The sequence below is a fragment of the Conexibacter arvalis genome (assembly GCF_014199525.1).
Taxonomy (GTDB): domain Bacteria; phylum Actinomycetota; class Thermoleophilia; order Solirubrobacterales; family Solirubrobacteraceae; genus Conexibacter; species Conexibacter arvalis.
Genome location: NZ_JACHNU010000007.1, coordinates 1 through 24,891, shown reverse-complemented (window position 1 = coordinate 24,891; position 24,891 = coordinate 1). Strand labels below are relative to the sequence as shown.

The following is a 24,891-nucleotide window of genomic DNA, read 5'->3' as shown; positions in this document are numbered from 1 at the left end:
GGGTCTATACCAGTGTCGGCAGACAAGGCCAAGCTCCAGTGGACACAATGGACCTGTGTCCGGAGCCCTCATGCCGATCTCAGCCGCTCGCGAAGCGGTCCTCGCGGCAGTCGTCCAGCTGCCCTCCGAGCCCATCCCGCTTGGGATCGCGCTCGATCGCACGCTCGCCGAGCCGCTCGCCGCGGCCGCCGACGTACCGCCGTTCGGAAATTCGGCCATGGACGGATTCGCCGTCCGCCACGACGCGTCCAGCGGCCCGCTGCCGATCGTCGGCGAGTCGCGTGCCGGCCGCCCCTCGCCGGTCAGCGTCGGCCCCGGGGAGGCGATCCGGATCTCGACCGGCGCCCCGGTGCCGGCCGGCGCCGACGCCGTCGCCCGCGTCGAGGACACGGCCGAGTCCGACGGCCGCGTCGAGCTGACGGCAGCCGTCGCCGCCGGCCAGAACGTCCGCGCCGCCGGCGAGGACCTGCGCGCCGGCGAGCGGGTGCTGGAGGCCGGCACGCGGCTCGGCGCCGCCGAGCTGGCGGTCGCCGTCGGCGCCGGCGCGGGCGCCGTCGTCTGCGCCCGCCGGCCGCGCGTCGCGATCCTCTGCACCGGCGACGAGCTGCGCGAGCCGGGCGCGCCGCTCGGTCCCGGCGAGATCCACAACTCCAACGCGGTCATGCTCGCCGCGCTGGCGCGGCGAGAAGGCGCCGAGCTGGTCGCCGACGAGCGGGTCGCCGACGAGCGCGACGCGACCGAGGCCGCGTTCGCCGCCGCGCTCGACGACGCCGACCTCGTGATCGCCTCCGGCGGCGTCTCCGTCGGCCCGCACGACCACGTGAAGCCGGCGCTGACGGCGCTCGGCGTCGAGGAGCGCTTCTGGCGCGTCTCGCTCCAGCCGGGCAAGCCGACCTGGTTCGGGACGCGCGGCGAGCGGCTCGTGCTCGGGCTGCCCGGCAACCCGGTCTCCAGCTACGTGACCTTCCTGCTGTTCGCCCGCCCGGCGCTGCGGGCGCTGCAGGGCGCGAGCGCGCCGCTGCCGCCGCGCGAGGAGGCCGTGCTGACGACGGCGCTGCCGCGCCGCGGACGCGAGCAGGTCGTCCGCGTCCGGCTCGCGACCGCCCCCGGCGCCGACGGGCGGCCGCACGCGACCGCGACGCCGACCGGGCCGCAGGGCTCGCACATCACGCGCTCGCTCCTGGGCGCCGACGGGCTGGCGTTCGTCGCGATCGGCGACGGCGAGGTCGCGGCCGGCGAGTCGATCCCGGTCGAGCGGATCTGAGCGGGCGATGCGCGCGGCGCGGCACAATCAGGGAGACGTGCCGCTCCTCGCCGCCATGCTCGCGCTCTTCACCGCCGCCGCCGTCGCGGTCCGCCGCCGCGCCCGCCGCGCGTGGCCGGCGCGGGCGCGGATCGTCAGCGCGGAGGACCACACGACGCTCGACCGGCGCGGCGCCGTCCGCTCGACCCAGGCGGCCGACCTCACGATGCCGGCGCAGGTGCTCGAGCAGCTGTGGACGCCGGCGCAGCTGGAGCGGCTGGCGGCGACCTACTGGCGCTTCCTCTCGCGCGTCACGCTGGGGCTGATCCGCGTCGACTACAGCGAGACGCAGCGGACGGTCGTGCTGCTGCGCCAGCCGCTGCGGCTGCTGCGCTTCCAGGCGCCCGAGTACGAGATGGACGGCGAGCGCGGGATCGTCCGCTGGCGGATCGACGACGGTCTGCTGGTCGCCCGCGCCGGGCGCCATGGCGACGGGCGCCTGCAGATCGACGTCAGACGCTGCGGTCCGGCCGGCCGCGAGCCGGGGATGGAGCGCCTCCACGTCGAGGTCGAGGTCGCCAACTTCTACCCGGCGATCGCCCACAGCATCAGCCGCCACGTGTACAGATGGACGCAGTCGTTCGTGCACGTGCTCGTGACGCACGGCTTCCTGCGCTCGCTCGCCCGCCTCGACCTCGCCGAGTCGCGCGTCGGCCGCTTCGCGCCGGAGCGCGTCGAGGACGTGCCGGACCCCACCTAGCGGGAGCTCCCCCGACGGCGCGCGCTGCGGCGCGCCGCCGTGGAGCTCCCGCCCGAATCGGCCGCCGGGCCGGTTCGGCTCAGCCGTACCGCTCGCCCGTGATCGCGCGCAGCTTCGAGCGGTCGTGGGTCGCGTGGACGCGGCGGACGGTGCCGGAGCGGGAGCGCATCACGAGCGACTCGGTCGTCGCCCCTCTGCCGCGGTAGCGGACGCCCTGGAGGACGTCGCCGTCGGTCACGCCGGTGGCGGAGAAGAAGACGTCTCTGCCCCAGCAGAGGTCGTCGGTCGTGAGAACTCTGGCGAGGTCGTAGCCGGCGTCGATCGCCGCCTGTCTCTCCTCCTCGTCGCGCGGCCACAGGCGGCCGAGGATCGCGCCGCCCATGCACTTGAGCGCGGCGGCGGTGATGACGCCCTCGGGCGTGCCGCCGATCCCGTAGAGGAGGTCGACCGAGGAGCGTTCGCTGACGGCGAGCAGCGCCGCGGAGACGTCGCCGTCGGTGATCAGCTTGATGCGGCCGCCGGCCTCGCGGACCTCCTTCATCGCCTGTTCGTGGCGGGGGCGGTCGAGCATCACGACGGTCACGTCGCCGATCGCCATCCCCTTGCGCTGGGCGACCAGTCTCAGCGTCTCGGCGAGCGGGCGATCGAGGTCGAGCAGGTCGGCGAGCTCCTCGTCGCCGGCGATCTTCTCCATGTAGACGATCGGCCCCGGGTCGAACATCGTGCCGCGCTCGGCGAGCGCGATCACGGAGATCGCCGACGGCATGCCGAGCGCGCACAGGCGGGTGCCTTCCAGCGGGTCGACGGCGATGTCGACCTCCGGCGGGGAGCCGTCGCCGATCTGCTCGCCGTTGTAGAGCATCGGCGCCTCGTCCTTCTCGCCCTCGCCGATCACGACCGTGCCGTTCATCGGCACCGAGTCGAGCACGAAGCGCATCGCGTCGACGGCGGCCTGGTCGGCCGCCTCCTTGTCGCCGCGTCCGACGAGGCGCGCGGCGGCGAGCGCGGCGGCCTCGGTGACGCGCGCCAACTCGAGCGCGAGGTTGCGATCGGGACGGTCATGCGGGGGAGTCGAAGTCATGTGTGAAGTGGCGCGTTCGGGTGGTGTGAGGGCGCCGGAGTGGCGGACGCTACCACCGTCCCCCGGAAATGTCTGACCGTATGCCGGCCGCGCACACGGCGCGATAGCGTGGCGCGCGATGGAGTTCACCCGTCTCTTCCCCTCCGCCGGCGTCGTCGACACCGCCGAGCTGCTCGGAGACCTCGGCCTCGGCGCCCGCGCGCACGCCGACCGGCCGTACGTCGTGACGAACTTCGCCGCGACGGTGGACGGCCGCATCGCGATCGACGGCCGCTCGGGCGGGATCGGCGACGACGGCGACCACGACCTCTTCCGCCGGCTGCGGACGCAGGGCGACGCGCTGCTCGTCGGCACCGGGACGATCGCGCAGGAGGAGTACTCGCGCCCGATCCGCAGAGCCGACCTGCGCGCGATCCGCGAGCGGATCGGGCTGGAGCCGGTGCCGCCGCTGGTGACGGTGACGCGCAGCGGCAGACTGCCGCTGGAGATCCCGCTGTTCCACGACCCGGAGGCCCATGTGATCGTCTACACGACGATCGAGATGGCCGTCCCGGACGTGCCGGCGCGGGTCGAGGTCGTGCGGTTGGAGGAGGGCGATCGCCCGCTGCTGACCGGCGCGCTGCGAGACCTGCGCCGCGCCCGCGGGATCAGGTCGGTCCTCTGCGAGGGCGGCCCGGCGCTGCTGAGCGGACTGCTGCACGAGCGGCTCGTCGACGAGCTGTTCCTGACGGTCGCTCCGCTGCTCGCCGGCGGCGGGAGCGCCGATCCGATGACGACCGGGGCGCCGCTCACGCCCCCCGACGCGCTCGAGCTGCTGTGGGCGCTGGAGCGGCGCGGCTCGCTCTACCTGCGCTACCGGGTGCGATGAGCGGCGCGGAGGCTCGTCGCGCCCCGTCGTGCGCCGGATGCTTGCGCAGCAGCCCGGCGGGCTAGGCTCAGGGAGACCGCCACTGATCGAGGACAGGCCGCATGATCCAACTGACCGTCGCCGGGGACGCCGACGCCGCAGCTCGCACGACCGCAGAGCGGATCGCGGCGGCGATCGCCGAGGCCCGCGCCGAGCGCGGCATCGCCCACGTCTCGCTCGCCGGCGGCCGCACGCCCGGCCGCACCTACCGGATGCTCGCGCGGCTCGTCACCGACTGGAGCGGCGTCCACCTGTGGTTCGGCGACGAGCGTTGCGTCCCGCTCGACGACCCCGAGAGCAACCACCGCCTCGTCGCCGACACTCTGCTCGCAAGCGCGGCGCGGCCGCATCCGATCGTCCACGCGGTCGAGGGTGTCGAGGACGACCCGGCCGGGGCGGCGGCGGCCTACGAGGCGCTGCTGCGCGCGACCGTCGACGGCGACCCGCCGCAGCTCGACGTCGCGCTGCTCGGGCTCGGCGAGGACGGCCACACCGCGTCGCTCTTCCCCAACGACCCCGTGCTCGAGGAGCAGTCGAAGCTCTGTCTCGCCGTCCACGGCACCAAGCCGCCGTTCGAGCGCATCACGTTCACGCTGCCGATGCTGCGCGCGGCGCGGAGAGTGATCGTGCTCGCCGAGGGGGCCGGCAAGGCGTGGGCGATCGGCCAGATGCTCGCCGGCCCGAGCGAGCGGATCCCCGCCAGCCTGCTCGACGGCGATCGCAGCGAGGTCGAGCTGATCGTCGACCACACCGCCGCGCCGCAGTAGGCGGCGGCATCGATGCCGCCGGGCGCCCGAGGCCGGGCGCTTCGACGCTCCAGGTTTCGGTTTCGAGCATGCGGTGAAAGACTGTGGCTCGATGCCGGGCCAGACGGCAGCTCCCTCGACCGACCTGCTCTTCCTCCTCGCCGAGACCCGAGAGCGGACGCTCGCGCTCGTCGCCCACCTCGACGACGCGGCCGTCGAGTCGGTCCACTCGGCGCTGATGAGCCCGCTCGTCTGGGACCTCGGCCACATCGCGGCGTTCGAGGACCTGTGGGCCGTCCACCGCTTCGGCGGCGAGCCGCTGCTCCGCCCCGACCTCGCGCAGGTCTACGACGCCTTCGAGACGCCGCGCGCCGATCGCGGGACGCTGCCGTTCCTGCGCCGCCGGGAGGCGCTCGCCTACCTCGAGGCGGTGCGCGAGCGGACGCTCGCCGCGGTCGCCCGCCGCGGGCTCGGCGACGGGCTGCTGCACGAGCTGGTCCTGCGCCACGAGCAGCAGCACGGCGAGACGATGCTGCAGGCGATCGAGCTGGCGCGGCTGCCGCTGCCGCCGCGGGCCGCCGAGCGCGAGGAGCGGAGCGCCGGCGCCGCCGCGCCGGGCGCCGGCGGCCTCGAGCTGATCGAGATCGCGGCCGGTCCGTGCGCGATCGGGCGCGACCGCGCCGACGGCTTCTCCTACGACAACGAGCGGCCGCGCCACCTGCGCGAGCTGCCGGCCTTCCGCATCGGCCGCACGCCGATCACGAACGCGACCTTCCTGACCTTCGTCGAGGGCGGCGGCTACGAGCGCCGCGAGTGGTGGTCGCGCGAGGCGTGGGCGTGGAAGGAGGAGTACGACATCGAGCGCCCCGCCGGCTGGACGGCCGACGGCCGCGAGTGGCGAGCGGGGCGGCTGGAGCCGCTCCATCCCGATCGGCCGGTCGTGCACGTCTCCTGGTTCGAGGCCGACGCCTTCGCCCGCGCGCACGGCGCTCGCCTCCCCACCGAGTTCGAGTGGGAGAAGGCGGCGACCTGGGACCAGGAGATCGGCGCCGCCGCCGGCGACGAGGCGCTCGCCGCCGCGACCGGCAACGTCGACTGGCGCACCTTCGGGACGGTGCCCGTCGGCGCCGCCGGCGCCCCCGCCCCCAGCGGTTGCCTCGGCATGGTCGGCGACACGTGGGAATGGACCGCCGGCCGCTTCGACGGCTACCCGGGCTTCGTCGCCGAGCCCTACCGCGAGTACAGCGAGGTCTTCTTCGGCGACGACGGCTACCGCGTCCTGCGCGGCGGCTCGTGGGCGACCCGCGCGCGCGTCGCGACGCCGACCTTCCGCAACTGGGACCACCCGCAGCGCCGCCAGATCTTCGCCGGCTTCCGGATCGCAAAGGACGTGTAGATGGCCCCGCCGAGCACCGCCGACGCCGCGGTCATGATCGACAGCCACCTCGACGAGGCGCACGAGCGCGGGCTCGCGGACGACGTGCTCGACGGCCTGACGCGGCCGTTCAAGGAGCTGCCGCCGAAGCACTTCTACGACGAGCGCGGCTGCGAGCTGTTCGACGCGATCTGCGAGCTGCCCGAGTACTACCCGACCCGCGCCGAGCGGTCGATCCTGGAGAGCGACGCGGAGGCGATCGTCGCCGCGACCGGCGCGACCGAGCTGGTCGAGCTGGGCTCCGGGACGGCGGCCAAGACGCGCGTGCTGCTCGACGCGATGAGCGACGCGTCGAGGCTGCGCCGCTACGTCCCCTTCGACGTGGCCGAGTCGGTCGTGCGCTCCAGCGCCGAGCAGCTCGTCGCCGAGTACCCCGGTCTGCGGGTCCACGGCGTCGTCGGCGACTTCGAGCGCCACCTCGACCGGATCCCCGGCCCCGACGGCGGGCAGCGGCGGATCGTCGCGCTGCTCGGCGGCACGATCGGCAACTTCCCGCCCGGGTCGCGGCGGCGGCTGCTGCGCCGGATCGCCGCGCTGCTCGGGCCGGGCGACCACCTGCTGCTCGGCACCGACCTCGTCAAGGAGCCGGCGGTGATCGAGGCCGCCTACGACGACGCGGCCGGCGTGACGGCCGAGTTCAACCGCAACGTGCTGCGGGTCGTCAACCGCGAGCTGGAGGCCGACTTCCCGCTCGACGGCTTCGCCCACGTCGCCTTCTTCGACCGCCGCAACGAGTGGATCGAGATGCGGCTGCGGGCGCTGCGCCCCTGCTCGGTGATGGTCGGCGCGCTCGGCCTGCGCGTCGAGCTCGCCGCCGGCGAGGAGATCCGCACCGAGATCAGCGCCAAGTTCACGCGCACGCGCGTCGAGCAGGACTTCGCCGCCGCCGGCCTGCGGCTCGCCGGCTGGCACACCGACGGCGACGAGCGGTTCGCGCTGTCGCTGGCGGCGCCGGCCTGACCGGCGGGCGCCCGCGCTGCCGGGCAGCGCTCACGGACCCGCGCTGCCTCCCCGCGCTGCCGGCGTTCGTCGCCGCGCGCGGCGGCTAGGGTCCCGCGGATGCAGATCGAAGGCAGCGCAGCACTGGTCGCCGGAGGCGCGTCGGGCCTCGGGGCGGCGACGGCCCGGCGGCTCCACGCGGCCGGCGCGAACGTCGTGATCGCGGACCTGAACGAGGAGCTGGGCGCGGCGCTCGCCGCCGAGCTGGGCGACGGCCGCGCTCGCTTCGCGCGCGCCGACGTCACCGACTCCGAGGCGGTCGCGGCGGCCGTCGCGCAGGCGGCGGCGCTGCCCGGCGGCCTGCGGATCAGCGTCTGCTGCGCCGGCATCGGCCACGCCGGGCGCGTCACCTCCAAGCGCGGCCCGCACGACCTCGCCTCCTTCGAGCGCGTGATCGCGGTCAACCTGCTCGGCACGTTCAACGTCCTGCGCCTGTCGGCCGACGCGATGAAGGGCAACGAGCCCGACGCCGGCGGCGAGCGGGGCATCTGCCTCAACACCGCCTCGATCGCCGCCTACGACGGGCAGATCGGCCAGATCGCCTACGCGGCCTCGAAGGGCGGCGTCGTCGGGCTGACGCTGCCGGCGGCGCGTGACCTGGCGCAGCACGCGATCCGCGTCTGCACGATCGCGCCCGGCACCTTCGACACGCCGCTGCTGGCGGCGCTGCCGGAGCCGGCCCGGACCGAGCTCGGCCGCCAGGTCCCCTTCCCGTCCCGGCTCGGCGATCCCGACGAGTTCGGCGCCCTGGCCGTCCACGTCGCCGAGAATCCGATGCTCAACGGCGAGGTGATCCGGCTCGACGGCGCGCTGCGGATGCCGCCGAAGTGAGCGATCACCGGCGCTCTGCACAGGATGGTCCTGTACAGAGCGCCATCGATCGAGCTAACTCAGCCGCTCGACGATCATCGCCTGGCCCATGCCGCCGGCGACGCACATCGTCTCCAGCCCGATGCTCTTGTCGAGCGTCTCGAGGTCGTTCAGCAGCGTCGTCATGATGCGCGCGCCGGTCATCCCGAAGGGGTGGCCGAGCGCGATCGCGCCGCCGAACGGGTTGAGCTTCTCGTCGTCGATCCCCCACTCCCGCTGACAGGGGACGACCTGGGCGGCGAACGCCTCGTTCAGCTCGACGACGTCGACGTCGTCGATCGTCATGCCGGCCTGCTTCAGCACGTTGCGCACCGCCGGGATCGGGCCGAGGCCCATGTACTCCGGCTCCAGCGCGCCGATCGCGGAGGCGAGGATGCGGGCGCGCGGCTTCAGGCCCAGCTCGGCGGCCTTCTCGGCGCTCGTCACCAGCACCGCGGCGGCGCCGTCGTTGAGCGGGCAGGCGTTGCCGGCGGTGACGGTGCCGTCGGCTCTGAAGACCGGTCTCAGCGCCGCCAGCTTCTCGGCCGTCGTGCCGGGACGCGGGCCGTCGTCTCTGCTCACGGTCGTCTCGGCGACCGTCACCTCCTCGCCCTCCGGCGTCGTCTCGACGTGCTCGGGGACGTCGACCGGCACGATCTCGCGGTCGAAGTGGCCGTCGGCCTGCGCGGCGACCGCGCGCGTCTGCGAGATCAGCGCCCAGCGGTCCTGCTCCTCGCGCGAGACCCCCTTGCGCTCGGCGACGTTCTCGGCCGTCAGACCCATCGGGATGTAGACGTTCATCAGCGAGCCCGGCGAGCCGTCGAGCTTGGGGTGGAAGGGCATCGGCGAGCCGCCGGCGCGCGAGACCGCCTCGACGCCCGCGGCGACGTAGACGTCTCCCTCCCCCGCGCGGATCGCGTGGAAGGCCATCCGCAGCGTCTGCAGCGACGAGGCGCAGAAGCGGTTGAGCGTGCAGCCCGGCACCGAGATCGGGTAGCCGGCCAGCAGCAGCGCGTTGCGGCCGATGTTGTAGTTCTGCTCGCCCTCGCCGCTGGCGGCGCCCATCATCACGTCGGAGACGTCGGCGGGGTCGAGCTGCGGGTTGCGCTCCCGCAGCGCTCGCAGCGGGATTGCGGCGAGGTCGTCGGCGCGCACGGAGCGCAGCGATCCCTTGCCGGCGCGGCCGATCGGCGTGCGCACGGCGTCGACGATCACGGCATCAGCCATGGTGCTTCCTTTCGTGAGGTGCCCGGCGGTCTCACTCCACGGGCGTTGTCATCCCCGGCGGTCGCACTCCACGGGGGCCTGCCTCCAGGGTAACCGGCGTTTCCGGAACCGACGCCGGTTCGGGCTCGCGTAGCGCGCCCGCGCGCCGCCGGCTCAGAGGCCGAGGCCGCGCACGCCGTCCTCGTCCCAGCCGAGATGGTGGGCGAGCTCGTGGCGGACGGTGCGGACCACCTGCGCGCGCAGCAGGTCGATGTCGTGCCCGAAGTCGCGCAGGAGCGTGTCGCGGTAGATGATGATGCGATCGGCGAAGCCGTCGCGGGCGACGGTGTCGCCGTGGTAGAGGCCGTAGGCGCCGCGCCGTCGGCCGCCGTCGGAGACGACGATCGCGACGTGCTCGAGCGCGCGGTGGAACTCGAGCGGCAGCTCGTCGATCGCGGAGCGGACGATCGCCTTGAAGTCCTCTTCGTTCCAGGGATCGATCAGGTCGTCGTCATCGTCGTCGTCGAGCTCCTCCCAGTCCTCCTCGCCCTCGCCCCACGAGCCCTGGCGCGCGAGCCGCTCGCTGCGCTCGACCAGCTCCTCGAACTCCTCGTCGCTCTCCGGCGTGCGCCAGTTGGCGAGCGAGCCGGTGACGAGCGACGCGACGAACGCGAGCGCCAGCACCGCGGCGACGACGACGGCGATCCCTTGGAACAGCCGCATCGGGTAGTCGGGCGAGAAGCCGTTGAAGGCGGTGATCACCGCTATGCCGAGCAGCAGCGCGGCTGCGGCGGAGAGGAGGATGCGCTGAGGCGTCGGAGCGGGCATGGCCTGCCCCTACGTTAGTCGCACCGGCAAGTGGAGGCCACCCCAGGCGGCCTCCACCCGCCCGCGCAATGCGGTCTAGCGCATCGTGCGCGCGATCACGACGCGCTGGATCTCGTTCGTGCCCTCGTAGATCTGCGTGATCTTCGCGTCGCGCATCATCCGCTCGACCGGGTACTCGCTGACGTAGCCGTAGCCGCCAAGGATCTGCACCGCCTCGACGGTGACGCGCATCGCGTTGTCGGCGTTGTAGAGCTTGGCCATCGCCGAGTACTTGCCGCGGTCGGCGTCGCCGCGGTCGGCCTTCGCGCACGCCTGGTAGAGCAGCTCGCGGCCGGCGGCCGTCTGCGTCTCCATGTCGGCGAGCTTGAACTGGATGCCCTGGAAGGCGTTGATCGGCTTGCCGAACTGTCTGCGCTCGCGCGCGTAGGCGGCCGCGTAGTCGGTCGCCCCCTGGGCGATGCCGAGCGCCTGCGCGGCGACGCCGAGGCGCGAGTAGTCGAGCGTGCCGAGCGCGACGTGCATGCCCTTGTTGACCTCGCCGATGAGGTTCTCGGCCGGGACGCGGACCTCGTCGAAGATCGGCTGGCCGGTCGGGCTGCCCTTGATGCCGAGCTTGTGCTCGTAGTTGCCGACCGAGAAGCCCTCGCGCGTTCTCTCGACGACGAAGGCGCTGATGCCCTTGGAGTGGCCGGCGGTCGGGTCGGTGACGGCGAAGACGATGTAGAAGTCGGCGACGCCGAGGTTCGAGATCCAGTTCTTCGTGCCGGTGATGACCCACTCGTCGCCATCTCTGACAGCCTTGGTGATCATGCCGCCCGGGTCGGAGCCGGCCTCCGGCTCGGAGAGGGCGAAGGCGGGCGTCCACTCGCCCGTCGCGCACTTCGGCAGGAAGCGGTTCTTCAACTCCTCGCTGCCGAACAGCTTGATCGGGAGCGTGCCGAGCTCCTGGACCATCAGCATCAGCGCGGTCGAGGCGCACGCCTTCGCGATCTCCTCGACGGCGATGTTGAGCATCAGCACGCCCGTGCCGGTGCCGCCGTGCTCAGGCTCGAACGGGAGCCCGAAGAGGTTCAGCTCCGAGAACAGCTCACGCAGGTCCCAGGGGTACTCGGCCTTCGCGTCGATCTCCGCGGCGCGGGGAGCGACGCGCTCCTGGGCCACCTTGCGGATCGTGTCGCGGAAGTCGCGCTGTTCGTCGGTGAGGGCGTAGGCATCGGCAAGTGCGGACATGCGGCCGATCGTACTCGCGCGACGCCGCCGGGAACGCCAATTGCGAGGATGGGCACATACCACCTGGTCGGAAGCTGTCGGCACACGACCCCGAAACGCCGAAGGGGCCGCGCCGGTCTCCCGGCACGGCCCCTTCGGGCGAAGCGTTTGCGCGATCCGCGCGGCTAGTAGCCGGCGGGGTGACGGACGGTGAAGCCCGACGAGGAGCGCATGGCGGTCTGCCAGCGCGACGGCTTGGCACCGCTCGTGTCGAAGCGGAGACCGGCGACGACCATGTACATGTGGCCGCCATGGGCGTAGATGGTGATCCAGTCGCCCTTGCCCGGCTGCTCCCAGTTCATGAAGCCGCCCGAGGGCATCGAGTTCTTCAGCAGGCCCGCTCTGTAGAGCGCGTAGCTGACCGAGCCGGAGCAGTCGTAGCCGCGGTCGATCCACTTGCCGTGGCCGCCGCCGTAGACGTACGGCTTGGTGGCGATCTCGTTGCCGGCCGCGATCACGTCCTTGACGGCCTGCGGGGCGTCGGCGGGAGCGACCGCGAGGCCGTTGGAGAGGAGCTTCGCTCTGCCGACCGGCGCCTCGACGGTCGTCATGTCGAAGTTCGCGCCGCCGGCGCTGTCGGCGTCCCCGATGCGACGGAGCGCGGCGACGGTCTTGGCGTCGACGACGCCGTTGGCCTTCAGCTCCTGCGCCTGCTGGAAGCGCTTGACCATGCGGAGCGTGCCCGGGCCGAACGCGCCGTCGATCGACGTGTCGAAGCCCGCGCGGTTGAGGTAGTCCTGCAGGACGCGGACGTCCTGGCCCTTCATGCCGCGACGGAGGACGCGGTCGCCGAGGTGGCGGCTGCCTCTGCCGACGACGGCGCGCGTCCCGCGACGGGAGCCGTTGGGCTCGACGATCGAGCGGATCTTCGCGACGAACGCGGAGTCGACGACGCCGTCGACGCGAAGTCTGTGGCGCTTCTCGAACGCCTTGACGTTTCTGACCGTGATCGGGCCGAACTCGCCGGCGATCGGGGTGGAGAAACCAGCTCTCGTGAGGAAGTCCTGCAGGACGCGGACGTCCTGGCCGCTCATGCCCTGCGTGAGGGTGCGTCTCCCGAGCGCGGCGGCGAACGCCGTCGAGGAGATGAACAGCACGGTCGCCACAGCCGCGAAAACGACCGCGGAAAGGCGTATGGCAGACCGACCAGCGTTGGACGACAAGGTGCAACCCCTTCTCTTTCGGGCGCCTGCGGGGTTAGCTGTCGGGCTCGCGCAGAAAGAGCAGCGCTACGTCGTGGGGACTACGACGATTCGCCCCGGAGTCCTGCCGGACTCTTTGGTTCCCCCGCTCTCCGACGGTTGCGACGTCGAAGATTCGGCTGGGTTCTCGAACGACGGCGAGCAGGCTAGCAAGGCCCGCGGAGCGATGTCGAACGGTTATGGAGCCGAGCCCTTGGATCTGGACGCATCGCGCGCGTAGGGGCGCCTTATGGAGCGCCGGCAGGCCTGGGCGCCAGGTTATGTCCAGCAAAAACGCTTTATGAACCCAAGCCGGCGCGTGCCCGCTACGGTTGGCGCGTGGACGGCGACCGACTCGACCGCCTGAACCGCGCGACCGAGCACCTCGACGCGCCGTTCGCCGCCGTCGACCTCGCGGCCTACGACGCCAACGCCGGCGACCTGCTGCGCCGCGCCGGCGGCCGTCCGATCCGGCTGGCGAGCAAGTCGATCCGCTGCCGCGCGCTGCTGGAGCGGACGCTCGCCTCCGACCCCGGCTTCCAGGGCACGCTCGCCTTCACGCTGTCCGAGGCGCTGTGGCTCGCCGACCACGGCTTGCGCGATCTCGTCGTCGCATACCCCACGACCGACCGGGAGGCGCTGCGCCGGCTCGCTGCGCGCGAGGACGACGCCGGAATCGCGCTGATGGTCGACGACGTCGCGCAGCTCGACCTGATCGAGCGGGCGGTCGCCGACGCGGGCGACGGAGGCCCGACGCGCGGCGGCACGAGCACCGCGGGCGGCGCGCCCGGCGTGCGCCGCCGTGGGCGGCGTGCCGAGGAGGCGGAGCCGCGTCCGATCCGGCTCTGCATCGAGGCCGACGCCGGCTGGTGGCCGCTCGGCGGCCGCGTCCGGCTCGGCGTGAGGCGCTCGCCGCTGCATACGCCGGCCCAGGTGGCGGCGTTCGCCCGCGCGATCGTCGCCCGCCCGCGCTTCCGCCTCGTCGGGCTGATGGCCTACGAGGCGCAGATCGCCGGCGTCGGCGACCGGCCGCCGGGCAATCCCGCGATGGGCCTGGCGCTGCGGGCGATGCAACGGGCGTCGGCGCGCGAGCTGGCCGAGCGGCGGGCGGCGATCGTCGCGGCGGTCGAGGCGGTCGCGCCGCTGGAGCTCGTGAACGGCGGCGGGACCGGCAGCCTCGAGCTGACCGCCGCCGAGCCTGCGGTGACCGAGCTGGCCGCCGGCTCGGGCCTCTACGGCCCGACCCTGTTCGACGCCTACTCCCGCTTCACGCCGCTGCCGGCGGCGCTGTTCGCGCTGCCGGTCGTGCGCCGCCCCGGCCGCAACGTCGCGACCGCGCTCGGCGGCGGCTACGTCGCCTCGGGACCGGCGGAGCGCAGTCGCCTCCCCCGCCCCGTGCTGCCGACCGGACTGCGGCTCGACGGCCGCGAGGGCGCCGGCGAGGTCCAGACGCCGCTGATAGGGCGCGCCGCCGACGGCCTGCGGATCGGCGACCGCGTCTGGTTCCGCCACGCGAAGGCAGGTGAGCTGTGCGAGCGGTTCGAGACGCTTCACCTGATCGAAGGCGACCGCGTCGTCGAATCGGTCCCGACCTATCGCGGCGAGGGCCAGTGCTTCCTGTGAGCCGCCGCGCGCGGCGCTTATGCCCCCCGCGGCGCTTTATGTCCCCCTGACACCACGTCGACATGGTGTCAAGCGCGTAACCTCACCCTCGACCAGAGGGTGAGGCATCAGGGTGAGATCGTCCGCCGCGGCGACGTTCGCGACATGATCACGCCGACACGGGCGCCGCGATCGGTCCGAGCACCCGGTCGGTATGCATATTCACGAAGCGGCCGTCGGGATCGAGGCGCGCGCGGACTGCCTGGAAGCGGTCCCAGTCTGGGTAGCGCGGGCGCAGCGTCGCGGCGGTCTGGAAGTGCCGCTTGCCCCAGTGCGGCCGGCCGTCGAGCTCGTCCATGATCTGCTCGACGGCGCGGAAGTACGGTCTCCATTCCATCCCCTTGAAGGTGTGGACCGCTATGTAGCCGCTCGGTCGGCCCTGCACGGGGCTGAGGAAGGCGTCGTCCTGGGCGACGAGACGGACCTCGATCGGGAAGGGGATGCGGAAGCCGCGCTCGTCGATCAGGTCGAGCACGCGGCGGACGGCGGTCGCGGTGTGCTCGCGCGGCACGGCGTATTCCATCTCGGTGAAGCGCACGAGCCGTCTGGTCGCGAAGATCCGGTCGCTGCGGTCGGTCACCTCGTGGGTGCCTGCGAGGCGCGTGACGACGCGGTTGATGCGCGGGATCAGCGGCGGCGCGGCGCGGCCGGCGAGGCAGAAGGCGTGCAGGAGATGGTTGGTGACGAGCACGTCCTCGACCCATTCGCGGCTGCGCGAGCGCGGTCTCGCCGGGCCGTCGACGCGGTTGTTGGTGCGCGTGAGGGCCGTGCGCGTGTGCGGGAAGACGTAGAACTCGAAGTGGTCGTTGGCGGCGCCGTGCTCTTCGAGCCGGTCGAGCGTCTCCTCCAGCGGCGCCTGCGCGTCGACGCCGTGGAGCGTGAAGGCGGGGACGCAGCGGAGCGTGACCGCGGTGACGACGCCGAGCGAGCCGACGGCGACGCGCGCGGCGAGGTACGGATCGGCGTCGGCGTCGGAGGCGGCGACCGTCAGCTGGCTGCCGTCGGCGAGGACGAGCTCGAGCGACTCGACCTGCGCGGAGATGTTGCGCAGCCGCGCGCCGGTCCCGTGGGTGGCGGTCGCGATCGCGCCGGCGACCGTCTGCGCGTCGACGTCGCCGAGGTTCTCCATCGCGAGGCCGTGCTCGGCGAGCGCGGCGTTGAGCGCGTTGAGGGTGATGCCGCCCTCGACGCGGACCCGCCCGCCGGCGCGGTCGACGTCGAGCACCCGTCCCATCCGCTCGAGCGTCATCAGCCGCCCGTCGCTGCACGCGACGTCGCTGAAGGAGTGGCCCGAGCCGGCCACCCGCAGCCGCTCCCCCGCGGTCGCGGCCCGTTCGAGCGCCACGACGACCTCCGCCACGCTGCCGGGCCGCTCGATCGCGGTCGGCCGGCAGCTCTCGTCTCCTGCCCAGTTGCGCCACATGTCCCGAGCCTACTGCCGTGGCATGGGCCTTCGCGCGGGCAGGCCAGCGATCCGCGGCTATCCTTGCGACCGTGTCAACGCCCACGGAACACACGCCCGCCGAGGTCCACGCGCTGCTCGCCGACGAGGGCGAGATCCAGCTGATCGACGTCCGCGAGCCGCACGAGCACGAGGCCGGCGCGATCGCCGGCGCCAAGCACGTCCCGCTGCAGGAGCTGATGGGAGCGGCCGAGCAGCTCGACCGCGACCGGCCGATCGTCTTCTACTGCCGCCTTGGCGGCCGCTCGCAGATGGCGACCGACGCCTTCCGCGCCTCCGGCTGGGACGCGCGCAACATGAGCGGCGGAATCGTCGCCTGGGTCGAGGGCGGCCTCCCGCTCTCCGATCCCGACGGCACCGTCGCCGACCACTGAGAAACGCGAAGGGCGCGGCCGGCCTCCCGGCCGCCCGCGCCCTCGTCGCGCGTCACGGCCGGGAGCGGCATCGCTCCCGGCCGTCGTCGTTCGGCGCTACTTCTTCTTGCTGGCCTGCTTCTTGGCGGCCGCCTTCTTCTTGGCCGCGGCCTTCTTCTTCGCCGCCGGTCTGCCGGCTCTTCTCGCGGCGCAGCCGCTGATCTTCAGCCGCTGCTTGCGGATGACGAATCTCCCGTTCTGACCGCGGAAGCGCAGCGTCGCTCTGTCCCGCTTGCCCTCTCGCGAGCAGAGGTTGGTCGCGACGCCGATCGCGCCGTTTCTGCCCGGGGTCAGCCGCATCGTGAACTTCGAGATCGGCACGTCCGGGACCTCGCGGAATCTCGTGCGGAGCGAGAGGTCGCGCTCGATGTTGATCGTTCCGACGAGGTCGATCTCGATCGCTCTCGTCACCCCGGTGCCCTTGAGGCGCACCGTGAGGTCCGGCAGCGACTGGTTGGGCTTTCTGACGAGGTAGATCTTGCCCTCCATCGGATCCCGCAGGAGCGGCGTCACCGCCGTCGCCGTGCCGACATGCGCCGGGCATCTCTCCGCCGCGTACTGCTCCGGCGTGCAGGCGACCCGCTCGGTGACGACCTCCAACCGCGAGGCCAGCGACCGCGGCAGGTCGACGTCGGCGATCCGCAGGTTCGACTGACCCGGCGTCTGCGTCAACGTCACCGTCAACGGCGTCGTGATCCGGACCCGCGTCCGCCCTCTCGCACCGACTCTCAACACCATCTTCGGCTTGAGCGGCATGCGAGCGCAGTTGGCGGCCGCGTAGCGGCTGCTGACTGCGGCGCTGGCGCCGGCCGTCGAGTTGATGACGCCGCTGACCGTCTTGCCGCGGCAGCTGGTCGGGTTGACCATGAAGCCGGGCCGGTCCATCCGCACGTTGACGGTGCGGACCCGCAGCGGCACTCCCTCGAGGATCGTCGGCATGGGATCGGCGACGACGCGCAGCGCCGCGCTGGTGCGGTCGACGTGCACGGCAGCGCGAACGACGACCGTCCCGAGGTCGAACGGTCCTGCGACCGCCGGCACGACGATCGCGAGTCCGAGCGGCGCGCCCTTGTACGGACCGGTCATGTAGACCCGACCGGGCAGGTAGAACGGGTTGCTGCCCGCGCCGGAACCGACCGTCACGCTGCCGACCTTCGACTCCTCGCCGCAGGCACCGACCGCCGCGAGGGCGTCAGCGCACTGCTCGGCGAGCGCCAGTTTGCCGGTCACGCCCTCGGGCATCTGCACGGTGATGTCGCGCAGGTCCTGGTCGGCATCAGAGCGGCCGAACGTCAGCGAGAAGGTCGACGAGCCGCCGCCGGTCGGGTCGACGGAGCCAGCCTGGAAGCTCGGCGAGAAGCCGAGCGGACGGCAAGGACCGCCATCAGGCCCCTTGTCGATCGTGAACGAATCGGTCGACGTCTGGCTGTGCCCGGCCCACGACGTGATCGTCGTCGTGGTCGTGTGCACGCCGCATGTCTGCGGATTCGTCAACGGCGCCCGCGGCCCACCCTTGAATCTGAGCGTCATCCGCTCGAATGACAGCTGCGGGTTGTTTCTGAACTCGGTGGTGATCTGTCCGGTTCTGTGGTCGGGGTAGATCTCGCCGGGCAGCTTGATGATCAATCCATGCCCGCGAACGACGAGGGCGATCGCGAACAGCTGCTCTCTCGTCGGACTGCGAAGGTAGACCTCGCCCGTGAGCGGGCCGGACAGCAGCGGGGTGTCCACCTGCACTTCACCGATCTTGGATGCCTGCGGGCAGGTCGCGTCATCGGTGCTTCCGAGCTTGAGCTGCTCGGGCGAGCACGCTTGGAGGCCGTCAGCATTGGGCGGTGAGATCGCGGTCCCCTCCGGCAATGTCACCCGCACATCCTTGATGTGGGCGTTACCGAGCGCTGATGGGTGGTCATCGAACGCGGCGTTGAGCTTGGCCGTGTACGGCGCTGGCTGTCCGGCGCGCGTATCACTCGGCTGCATCGTCAGTCTGGCATCGAACGGCACCTTCTCGCAGTGCTGCGGGCCTTCCTCCAGGCCCGTGTCGGGGTTCGTCGTGACTTCGGTGATCGTCTCCCAGTCGCCGCCACCCCACGGGCGCGCTCTCATCGTGTTGGTCATCGGACCGGGGCACGTCGCCGGGAGCGTCAGAAACGGTCTGGGCGCAATGCCTGCAGGACGGCTCTCTATGACGGTGTTCCGGCCGCGCTGGTAGTCGTGGACCGGGTCTGCAGGAACCCCCCACAACGTCAACTCCTGCCCAAAGACCGTCGCAGCCTGGCTGATGTTCGAGACTGTGGTGCGCAGGCCGTAGTCGCCGTCCGTGCGAACCGAAGCGACGATCTTCACCGGCGTGAACACGACGTAGAAGCCGAACGCCGCGGTCTCCCCCTCGGAAGGAACCAGATTATAGATTGCGCTCTGGTAGATGGCGTTCGGCTCACCGAGGTTGCCGGCGGGGATCTCAGTCTTCGCCACCCCCACCTGTGTGCTGGGCGGGCAGCTCCCTGCCGCGAGGTTGTTGAAGACCGCCGGGTGGCACTGCGGCACGGCCTGCGGGTTGCCAGCGAAGCCAGCGGGGAGGTCGACGACCACGTCCTTCAATGATCCATCCGGGATGGTGTTGCCGTACTCGTCGACCTTGGTTCTCATCCGAAACCGCAGGGTCGAGTCAGCGTGGGCGCCGGCCTGGTTGACGTGTCTGCTCGGTGGTGCCGGAGGGCCGTCCGGGTCCGGCACGGGCGTATGGGTGTCGGTTTCGAAGTACTCGAAGCCGAACTCCGCCGACGCCGGCGCAGCCGACACGACGGCGACGATGGTGGCGAGCGCCAGTGCTGCGAGCATCCGGCGCGCGTTCGACGTGGTCACGGTCGTCCTCTTCTCGGTTCTCGCTCTCATCGGGCACCGCGTCTCAGCCGCAGGTTCATCCGCTTGCTGGTGTCAGCGGCGGAGTGGCGCACGACCACGGTCACGGCGACGCCTCTGCGCCCGAGCCTCGAGCGGACTGCTCGGTTGAGCGGGATCGTCAGGCGGACGGAGCCGCGTCTCGACGCGACGGCCCAACCCTTGCCGACACCGCGCACTCTCTTTCCGACTCTCGCGCGTGCGACGGCGGTGACCGTACCGCGTGCACTAACGCCGACTCGGAGCGTGATGCGTCCACGTCTCGCGAAGGCAAGGCGCTGCTTCGCCGAGGGCCGCGTCAACCGAAACGTGACGCTTCTCGGAGCCGGTTCGTCGCCCGACTCGTCCGGCGCGGTCTGCGCGCTTCCAGGGATCGAGATCAGCGGCGGGGCTGTCGGCGAGCCCTGGCAGGCATCCTCGCGACACGGCGTCTGCTCGTTGATCTCAAACGGGAAGCCACCACCGGTGCGAGCCACGTAGATATCCGGATACCCGCCGTCATGGTCGTGCGGCAACAGCGACTCTGCGGTCGAGAAGAAGACGCTGTCGCCGTCCTCGCTGTTGTCGACGTAGTCGCTGCCATCCCCGGTACCGCTCGAGATGAGCGTCACGTCCGTCCCGTCGAACGAGTACACGTCCGTCGAGCCGTTGCGGTCGGCGGTCACGAGTGGCTCGTCCGTCTCGAAGAAGACGCGCCCGTCCACAGACATGTTGCGCGGAGCGACGAGCGCCGGCGAGGCGAGTATCGCGTATCTGGATGTCGAGGGGCGCATTCGCGCTTCGCCCTCGGTGACCTCGCCGTCAGGCCGGCACGAGGCGCAGCTCACCTCGTCGGCTTGAGCGTCATAGCGGTACACCTGGTTGACGCCGTCCGCGTGCCGGAGGTCGATCTGGCGACGCGACGTGAAGACGACGAACCGTCCATCACGCGAGACGTTCAGGCGAGGATCGCTGACCGGCGCCGAAGTACCGGTCGCCGCGACGAATCTGAGCTGACCGTCATCCCAGAGATAGAGATTGCTTGCACCGGCTTGCCCTTCAGGCGTCGGCGTAGCAGTCGTGAGGAAGTACAGGCGAGAGCCGTCGTCGGAGGCCATCGCCGGATTCGTCGTCGCTCCTCTTGCCAGGAAGGTCAGGTCACCACTATCGAGCTCGTAGCGGTACACACCTCCCCCGGCCGTCGCATCGTCCGTGAGCTGCGTAAAGCTGGAGAAGTACACGATCGACCCGTCGCGCGACGCCGCGAGAAAGTCCCCGGCAGCCAGCGTCCCGACTGAGCCCGTTCTCTGCGAGACCGAGATCGGGATCGTCGTGTTCCCGTTCTCTCGCACGTAGAGTGCTCGGGGTATTATCCCTCCGGACCAGAACACGCGAGCGCCGTCGTCCGAGATCGCGCTCGTGCCACGGTCGCTCTCGGTGCGAGTCGACGTGCTGGTCCCGAGGAACGCCTGGGTCGTGAGCGGTGTCCCGTCCGGTCTGACGGAGACGAGTCGGACCGCTCCGTCGAACGCCTCGTACAGCTTTGGCGACGTGTTGTTCGGAGCATCTGCGGTCAACCGTCTCGTCGTCAGGAAGAAGACGTGCTCCCCGTCGCGCGACTGCCCAGCGTAGGCGGTGCTGAGGTTGCCGCCGGCGGCATACTCCGCTGCGAGGGATGGGATCGGCCGACTGAGCCACGTGCCCGTATCGGTCCCGAGCCCGAAGCGATAGAAGTCGTAACCGAAGTCAGCGCTTCTGCTGGCGGGCGCTTCCATGTCAGCGGGATCGATGCGATCGTTCGTGCGCAGCACGATCGACGAGAAGTCGTCGTTGAAGTCGACCATCAGCGCCTGGACGTTTCCCGATCCGCGGAACTCCGATCGGATGTGTGGCGCCCCACGCAACGTCTCCCAGCCGGTGGCCCCACGACGAGCGACGTAGGGTGCGAGCGCGTAGGCGGCCGCGTCACCACCAGTCGCAGCATTCATGATGAACGCGATCGCATCGCCGTCGTCGGACGCACGCTGACCGAACACGACGCCGCCGTTGTACTTGGCTGGCGGGGAGACCATCTCATAGGCCATGCCTTCCGGGGCGGCCTGTGCTTGCAAGGGCGCGAACAGCACCACCCCGGACGCACCAACCGCCACCAGGCTCGCGAGCACGCGACCTCGACGCCGAGTGCCGCGCTCAGTCACACGACACGACATGCCTGCTCCTCCACAGTCATCAACTTCCCTCTCCTCGACGCGTCGCGCGCGACCTACGACAACGCTTTGCAGAAACGCTTCTGTCTCCCAGTATCGGGCTAAGACGCGCCGGATGCAACTACGAACCCGCAGCTGGTCGAACGTGCCTCCGCGCACCAGCTGTCCGCCTGACACGTGCACGGTCGACCGCATCGCGCGCCACTTGCTCCCAAGCCTCGACATTCGCACCGATCGTCTGGCTGTGCGCCCACTTGGCCGCCCGACGTGCCAACCGGCCGCGCTCCCACCGCGACGACAACAGCCGCTCCACCGCCTCCGCCCATCCATCGTCGGCGACGAGCCGCCCGCCCTCACGCTCACCCATGCCGACGTACGGGCCCATCGCGGATGCCAGCCACGGCGTACCAGCCGCCGCGTACTCCTTCAGTTTCACGTTCGAGCGCGAACGATTGAGCGCAATGTCCGCGAGAGGCGCGATACCGACGTCGAAGCCCGCGGCCACCTCGGAAAGGCGACTGAACGCCACGCCGGGGATGTGCTCGTACGGAGCGTCCATCGACAGTTTGACGCCGACCGAGACCACTCGCGCCCCTCTGTGTCGGCCACAAACACGATCGAGCGCCGATGCGATTCCGAGCGCCTCGACGTCGATTTGATGCTCCAGCCCGCCGATCCATCCGATGACCGGACCCTCTCGGCGTCTCCGACTGCGACCAACAACAGCGCCGTTCGGGAGGTAGTTCTCCAGCACCGTGACGACAGCAGCGCCATGGCCCCTGTACTTATCGGCGAGCACGGCGCTCGGTGTCGTGACCACATCGGCCGCCTGCATCATCTTCACCATCCCCGCGAAGATCTGCTTCCCGCGCAACCCTCCGACAGACTCATAGCCGGGCGCACCTTTTGGGACGGCAAGTATGTCGTCGTCGTTGTCCCACCACAGCGCAACGCCTCGGTCGCGCAACGCGCCGGCGAGACGCTGCATGTCGCGGTCGAAGTGCCGATGCACGAAGACGAGATCACATCCGGCGAGCATCTCAACGTCGAATGACGCGCCCTTGTTCCCGTCCCACCGTACGTCATGTCCGCGCTCCTGCAGCGCGCCGAACGGGATCGACGCTCGATACAGCGAATTCACGATCCGTCTATCACACAGCACCGCGATTCGCATTCTCACGCCCCCTCACGCAGTTCAAACTCCGGTACAAGCCAGACGGGGCCGGCCCTCAGGCCGGCCCCGTCAACTACATGTGCAAGCGACCGCGCTTCACGGCACGGTCACAAGCAATGCTCAGCCCGTGACAACCCCTAGTAGGGTCATGGTCCCGGCGAGCACCGGGTCGTTGATGCACAGGGGGCTACCGCCGGTCTTCTCGACAGAGCTCAGCTCATCGAACACGGTTAGTATGGTGTTGACGCCATCGGACGCCCACGTTCCGCCGATCGTCCCGGCGTACGAGCAGTTGCCGACCACCGGAACGGCAACGGTCGCTCTTATCGTCGAGAGGCTCCACGTTCCATCTAGGTTGACCGTCTTCAGCCAGTTGAACCCTGAAAGGGTCAGGGCACCGGCGCTGCAGTTACCGCTGCCACCACCGACGTCGACTGTGGTCGTCGTCGCGACGGTACCGCTGAGCGTCATGCTGCACGTCGCCGTGAGTATGTTGCCCTGGAACTCGATCGTGCCGTTAGCAGTCGCCGGTCTGCCAGGATCCGGCGAGATGATGGTCGCCGACGCGACCGAAGTGAACGCGAGCATCGCCGTGACGGCGAGAGCCGCGCTCAGAAGCAGCTTCTTCATGGTTTCTCCTCGGTTTTCGCCAGTTATACTGGCGAGTGGATTATCACATACGTTCATACGCGGTCGTGACTACGACCGCCATCACCGTGCTCGCGCACGGCTGTGCAAGGTCGGGTGGCATCCCCCCTTTCTCGTGATGGGTGCACGCAGACGCGAATGCAGACTGCTGCGTTCGCCCGCGACCAGAACTCAGTGCGCGGCACCATGGAGCAAGTCCCCCTTGCGGCCGCAACGCCGAGCAGCCGCAACATACCAGAGCGGCATTACCACAAGCAAGATTGCGGTCAGGCGGCGGCCGGAAATGCGGCAATCTGCTGCGTGAACCATCGGAAGCCGACAATCCTCCCAGCGCACCTGTTGCTTTTGCGATGAATCGTGCCGAGGCGGTCGACAATCGGTATGGTGGCTTCGATGCCGTCGCGAAGTTGCGAGGCGCTGTTGGATTCCGCGAGGGCGGAATATCGGGGGTTGCCGCGACAGAAGGGGGCTGCGGGATGAGGATCGCGTTCTTCGCCGATCTGCGAACGCCAAATTCGTGGTATCGGGCGCTCGGCCCGCTGCAGGCGCTGCAGCGTCTTGGCCACGAGGCTGTGCCGGCCTTCGACAGACGCGGCGCTCTGAGTCTCGATCCGGTCCTCGGCTGCGATGTCTTGCTGATCCATCGCGCTTCCGACCGCGGGATTCTCGATGCGATCGCCCACGCGAAGCAGCGTGGCGTCGGCGTCATCTGGGACAACGATGACGATCAGACGGCCGTGCCGAAGAACAACATCGCCGCGAGCGCCATGAGAGGAATGGCAGGTGCGACCTTTCGGCGGGACCTCAGCAAGACACTGCAGGCAGTCGATGTCGTGACCACACCAAGCCATGGGCTCGCGGAGCGCTTTCGCGAGCTCGGTGCCTCTGACGTGCGCGTTCTGGAGAACTACGTTCGTGATGACCTGCGACCGACCAACCGATGGAACGGAGGCAGAGTCGTTGTGGGGTGGCTCGCTGGTGCCGAGCACCACCTCGACGTCTCGCTGCTGAAGATCAGCGAGACCTGTGCGGCACTGCTCGACGCACACGCCGCCGTCGAGGTTGTGACGATCGGCGCGCGCCTGCAGATCGACCATCCGCGATATCGCAACGTGCGCGACATTCGTTTCATGGATCTCGACCGACACGTCGCCGAGTTCGACGTGGGTATCGCGCCGATCGCCGACATCCCCTTCAACCGCTGTCGGTCCAACGTGAAGCTGAAGGAGTACGCGGTGCTCGGTGTCCCCTGGCTCGCGTCCCCTGTCGGCCCCTACCTGGGACTCGGCGAGAAGCAAGGCGGCGAACTGGTTGCGGACGGCGACTGGTTCGAAGCGCTGTCGACGTCGGTCGGGAACAGCCGTCGACGCAAGAAGCTCGCGAAACACGCTGGCAAGTGGGGCGCGTCGCAACGCATCGGTCGCCACGTCTCGAAATGGGAGAGCCTCTTCGAGGAGGTGCGTCAGCGACTGGCCGTCTGAGCAGACGGCGATCGTGGTGGGTCGTCCTGGATTCGTTGAAGTCGATCTTCCCCTGGCTATGAAACCCCGGTCGTGGGTGCTCTGACGGCTAAGAGCCCATTTTGATGGCTCTCAGCTGTTTGCAGAGCTTTCGTCTTGGGATCGTCGAGCTCTCTCATCCGAGATCGCAGTTGCGGCGGCTCGCATCGAAGCGTCCGCGACCTCGAGACGGCACTCGTCGCACGTGGAACCCATCAAGAAGGTCGTGCTCACCCAATGCCTCCTTCCGGGAATTGGAGGCTCCGTGCCGCAACTCGAAAACTCGCAAGGTCCGACCGGAGCCGCCGTGAACCGCGACGGTACTGCTGACGCGCGAGATCGCTAGGTGTAAGTGCTGAGCAGGTTGTTCAGCTCGCGGAGGCGGGCTGCCGGGGGCTTGTGGCTGAGGGCGCCGTGTGGGCGGCGATGGTTGTAGGTCCAG

General features: G+C 70.6%; 20 protein-coding genes and 1 riboswitch. Of the genes, 10 read left to right on the top strand and 10 right to left on the bottom strand.

Features of this window, described 5'->3' with window-relative positions; translation table 11 throughout:
* The first annotated feature begins 70 nt into the window (after positions 1-70).
* Both BDZ31_RS19635 and BDZ31_RS19630 read left to right on the top strand, forming a co-directional pair.
* Positions 71-1,264, top strand: coding sequence for a molybdopterin molybdotransferase MoeA (locus BDZ31_RS19635; RefSeq protein WP_183344341.1), 1,194 nt, complete (start codon positions 71-73; stop codon positions 1,262-1,264).
* 37 nt (positions 1,265-1,301) lie between these two features.
* Positions 1,302-2,003 carry a hypothetical protein gene (locus BDZ31_RS19630; RefSeq protein ID WP_183344339.1) on the top strand — a complete coding sequence of 234 codons (702 nt, stop codon included), beginning with the start codon at positions 1,302-1,304 and terminating at the stop codon, positions 2,001-2,003.
* 79 nt (positions 2,004-2,082) lie between these two features.
* Here BDZ31_RS19630 and glpX read toward each other — a convergent pair whose 3' ends face one another.
* Positions 2,083-3,084, bottom strand: coding sequence for a class II fructose-bisphosphatase (gene glpX, locus BDZ31_RS19625; RefSeq protein WP_183344336.1), 1,002 nt, complete (start codon positions 3,082-3,084; stop codon positions 2,083-2,085).
* A 118-nt stretch (positions 3,085-3,202) separates the two neighbouring features.
* Here glpX and BDZ31_RS19620 point away from each other — a divergent pair, with 118 nt between their 5' ends.
* The 5 genes from BDZ31_RS19620 to BDZ31_RS19600 all read left to right on the top strand — a co-directional run bounded on the left by BDZ31_RS19620 (position 3,203) and on the right by BDZ31_RS19600 (position 8,002).
* Positions 3,203-3,952, top strand: coding sequence for a RibD family protein (locus BDZ31_RS19620; protein WP_183344334.1), 750 nt, complete (start codon positions 3,203-3,205; stop codon positions 3,950-3,952).
* 101 nt (positions 3,953-4,053) lie between these two features.
* The gene (gene pgl, locus BDZ31_RS19615) at positions 4,054-4,758 is read left to right on the top strand and encodes a 6-phosphogluconolactonase (RefSeq protein ID WP_183344332.1); all 705 of its coding nucleotides are present in this window, start codon (positions 4,054-4,056) and stop codon (positions 4,756-4,758) included.
* Between the two features lie 91 nt (positions 4,759-4,849).
* Entirely contained in the window at positions 4,850-6,133 is a 1,284-nt protein-coding gene (gene egtB, locus BDZ31_RS19610; protein ID WP_183344330.1) for an ergothioneine biosynthesis protein EgtB, read from the top strand.
* A complete protein-coding gene (egtD, locus tag BDZ31_RS19605) occupies positions 6,134-7,132 on the top strand; it encodes an L-histidine N(alpha)-methyltransferase (protein ID WP_183344328.1) in 999 nt (332 codons plus the stop codon).
* Between the two features lie 99 nt (positions 7,133-7,231).
* The gene (locus BDZ31_RS19600) at positions 7,232-8,002 is read left to right on the top strand and encodes an SDR family NAD(P)-dependent oxidoreductase (RefSeq protein WP_183344326.1); all 771 of its coding nucleotides are present in this window, start codon (positions 7,232-7,234) and stop codon (positions 8,000-8,002) included.
* Between the two features lie 54 nt (positions 8,003-8,056).
* On the opposite strand, the gene BDZ31_RS19595 is transcribed toward BDZ31_RS19600, so the two are convergent.
* From BDZ31_RS19595 to BDZ31_RS19580, 4 genes are all read right to left on the bottom strand, one after another.
* Positions 8,057-9,247: an acetyl-CoA C-acyltransferase gene (locus BDZ31_RS19595; RefSeq protein ID WP_183344324.1), complete on the bottom strand. Its 1,191-nt coding sequence runs from the start codon at positions 9,245-9,247 to the stop codon at positions 8,057-8,059.
* A 153-nt stretch (positions 9,248-9,400) separates the two neighbouring features.
* Positions 9,401-10,054, bottom strand: a complete 654-nt coding sequence (locus tag BDZ31_RS19590) for a metallopeptidase family protein (protein ID WP_183344322.1) — start codon at positions 10,052-10,054, stop codon at positions 9,401-9,403.
* 75 nt (positions 10,055-10,129) lie between these two features.
* Positions 10,130-11,284: an acyl-CoA dehydrogenase family protein gene (locus tag BDZ31_RS19585; RefSeq protein WP_183344319.1), complete on the bottom strand. Its 1,155-nt coding sequence runs from the start codon at positions 11,282-11,284 to the stop codon at positions 10,130-10,132.
* 164 nt (positions 11,285-11,448) lie between these two features.
* Positions 11,449-12,429 (bottom strand): peptidoglycan-binding protein, encoded by a 981-nt coding sequence (locus BDZ31_RS19580; protein WP_183344317.1) that lies wholly within the window; start codon positions 12,427-12,429, stop codon positions 11,449-11,451.
* A 65-nt stretch (positions 12,430-12,494) separates the two neighbouring features.
* Positions 12,495-12,656: riboswitch (cyclic di-AMP (ydaO/yuaA leader) on the bottom strand.
* A 187-nt stretch (positions 12,657-12,843) separates the two neighbouring features.
* Between BDZ31_RS19580 and BDZ31_RS19575 the strand changes: the two genes are divergently transcribed.
* Positions 12,844-14,127 (top strand): alanine racemase, encoded by a 1,284-nt coding sequence (locus tag BDZ31_RS19575; protein WP_183344315.1) that lies wholly within the window; start codon positions 12,844-12,846, stop codon positions 14,125-14,127.
* A 148-nt stretch (positions 14,128-14,275) separates the two neighbouring features.
* Here BDZ31_RS19575 and BDZ31_RS19570 read toward each other — a convergent pair whose 3' ends face one another.
* Positions 14,276-15,589 carry a D-arabinono-1,4-lactone oxidase gene (locus tag BDZ31_RS19570; protein WP_183344313.1) on the bottom strand — a complete coding sequence of 438 codons (1,314 nt, stop codon included), beginning with the start codon at positions 15,587-15,589 and terminating at the stop codon, positions 14,276-14,278.
* Between the two features lie 71 nt (positions 15,590-15,660).
* Here BDZ31_RS19570 and BDZ31_RS25610 point away from each other — a divergent pair, with 71 nt between their 5' ends.
* Positions 15,661-16,002, top strand: coding sequence for a rhodanese-like domain-containing protein (locus BDZ31_RS25610; RefSeq protein ID WP_183344312.1), 342 nt, complete (start codon positions 15,661-15,663; stop codon positions 16,000-16,002).
* A gap of 96 nt (positions 16,003-16,098) precedes the next feature.
* Here BDZ31_RS25610 and BDZ31_RS19560 read toward each other — a convergent pair whose 3' ends face one another.
* The 4 genes from BDZ31_RS19560 to BDZ31_RS19545 form a co-directional block, all read right to left on the bottom strand.
* Positions 16,099-18,906 (bottom strand): hypothetical protein, encoded by a 2,808-nt coding sequence (locus tag BDZ31_RS19560; protein WP_183344310.1) that lies wholly within the window; start codon positions 18,904-18,906, stop codon positions 16,099-16,101.
* Positions 18,907-18,932: 26 nt separating this feature from the next.
* The gene (locus BDZ31_RS19555) at positions 18,933-21,086 is read right to left on the bottom strand and encodes a TolB family protein (RefSeq protein ID WP_183344308.1); all 2,154 of its coding nucleotides are present in this window, start codon (positions 21,084-21,086) and stop codon (positions 18,933-18,935) included.
* A gap of 163 nt (positions 21,087-21,249) precedes the next feature.
* Complete coding sequence (locus BDZ31_RS19550) at positions 21,250-22,302, bottom strand: glycosyltransferase family protein (protein ID WP_183344306.1); 1,053 nt, start codon at positions 22,300-22,302, stop codon at positions 21,250-21,252.
* 120 nt (positions 22,303-22,422) lie between these two features.
* Positions 22,423-22,932, bottom strand: coding sequence for a hypothetical protein (locus BDZ31_RS19545; RefSeq protein WP_183344304.1), 510 nt, complete (start codon positions 22,930-22,932; stop codon positions 22,423-22,425).
* A gap of 494 nt (positions 22,933-23,426) precedes the next feature.
* Here BDZ31_RS19545 and BDZ31_RS19540 point away from each other — a divergent pair, with 494 nt between their 5' ends.
* Positions 23,427-24,431, top strand: coding sequence for a glycosyltransferase family protein (locus tag BDZ31_RS19540; protein ID WP_183344302.1), 1,005 nt, complete (start codon positions 23,427-23,429; stop codon positions 24,429-24,431).
* Positions 24,432-24,891: the final 460 nt, after the last annotated feature.

Coding starts and splice junctions, on each gene's coding strand:
- glpX (WP_183344336.1), bottom strand. CDS start 3,084: ATGACTTCGACTCCCCCGCATGACCGTCCCGATCGCAACCTCGCGCTC.
- BDZ31_RS19540 (WP_183344302.1), top strand. CDS start 23,427: ATGAGGATCGCGTTCTTCGCCGATCTGCGAACGCCAAATTCGTGGTAT.
- BDZ31_RS19545 (WP_183344304.1), bottom strand. CDS start 22,932: ATGAAGAAGCTGCTTCTGAGCGCGGCTCTCGCCGTCACGGCGATGCTC.
- BDZ31_RS19620 (WP_183344334.1), top strand. CDS start 3,203: ATGGAGTTCACCCGTCTCTTCCCCTCCGCCGGCGTCGTCGACACCGCC.
- BDZ31_RS19590 (WP_183344322.1), bottom strand. CDS start 10,054: ATGCCCGCTCCGACGCCTCAGCGCATCCTCCTCTCCGCCGCAGCCGCG.
- BDZ31_RS19585 (WP_183344319.1), bottom strand. CDS start 11,284: ATGTCCGCACTTGCCGATGCCTACGCCCTCACCGACGAACAGCGCGAC.
- BDZ31_RS19595 (WP_183344324.1), bottom strand. CDS start 9,247: ATGGCTGATGCCGTGATCGTCGACGCCGTGCGCACGCCGATCGGCCGC.
- BDZ31_RS19600 (WP_183344326.1), top strand. CDS start 7,232: ATGCAGATCGAAGGCAGCGCAGCACTGGTCGCCGGAGGCGCGTCGGGC.
- BDZ31_RS19550 (WP_183344306.1), bottom strand. CDS start 22,302: ATGCGAATCGCGGTGCTGTGTGATAGACGGATCGTGAATTCGCTGTAT.
- egtB (WP_183344330.1), top strand. CDS start 4,850: ATGCCGGGCCAGACGGCAGCTCCCTCGACCGACCTGCTCTTCCTCCTC.
- BDZ31_RS19570 (WP_183344313.1), bottom strand. CDS start 15,589: ATGTGGCGCAACTGGGCAGGAGACGAGAGCTGCCGGCCGACCGCGATC.
- pgl (WP_183344332.1), top strand. CDS start 4,054: ATGATCCAACTGACCGTCGCCGGGGACGCCGACGCCGCAGCTCGCACG.
- BDZ31_RS19635 (WP_183344341.1), top strand. CDS start 71: ATGCCGATCTCAGCCGCTCGCGAAGCGGTCCTCGCGGCAGTCGTCCAG.
- egtD (WP_183344328.1), top strand. CDS start 6,134: ATGGCCCCGCCGAGCACCGCCGACGCCGCGGTCATGATCGACAGCCAC.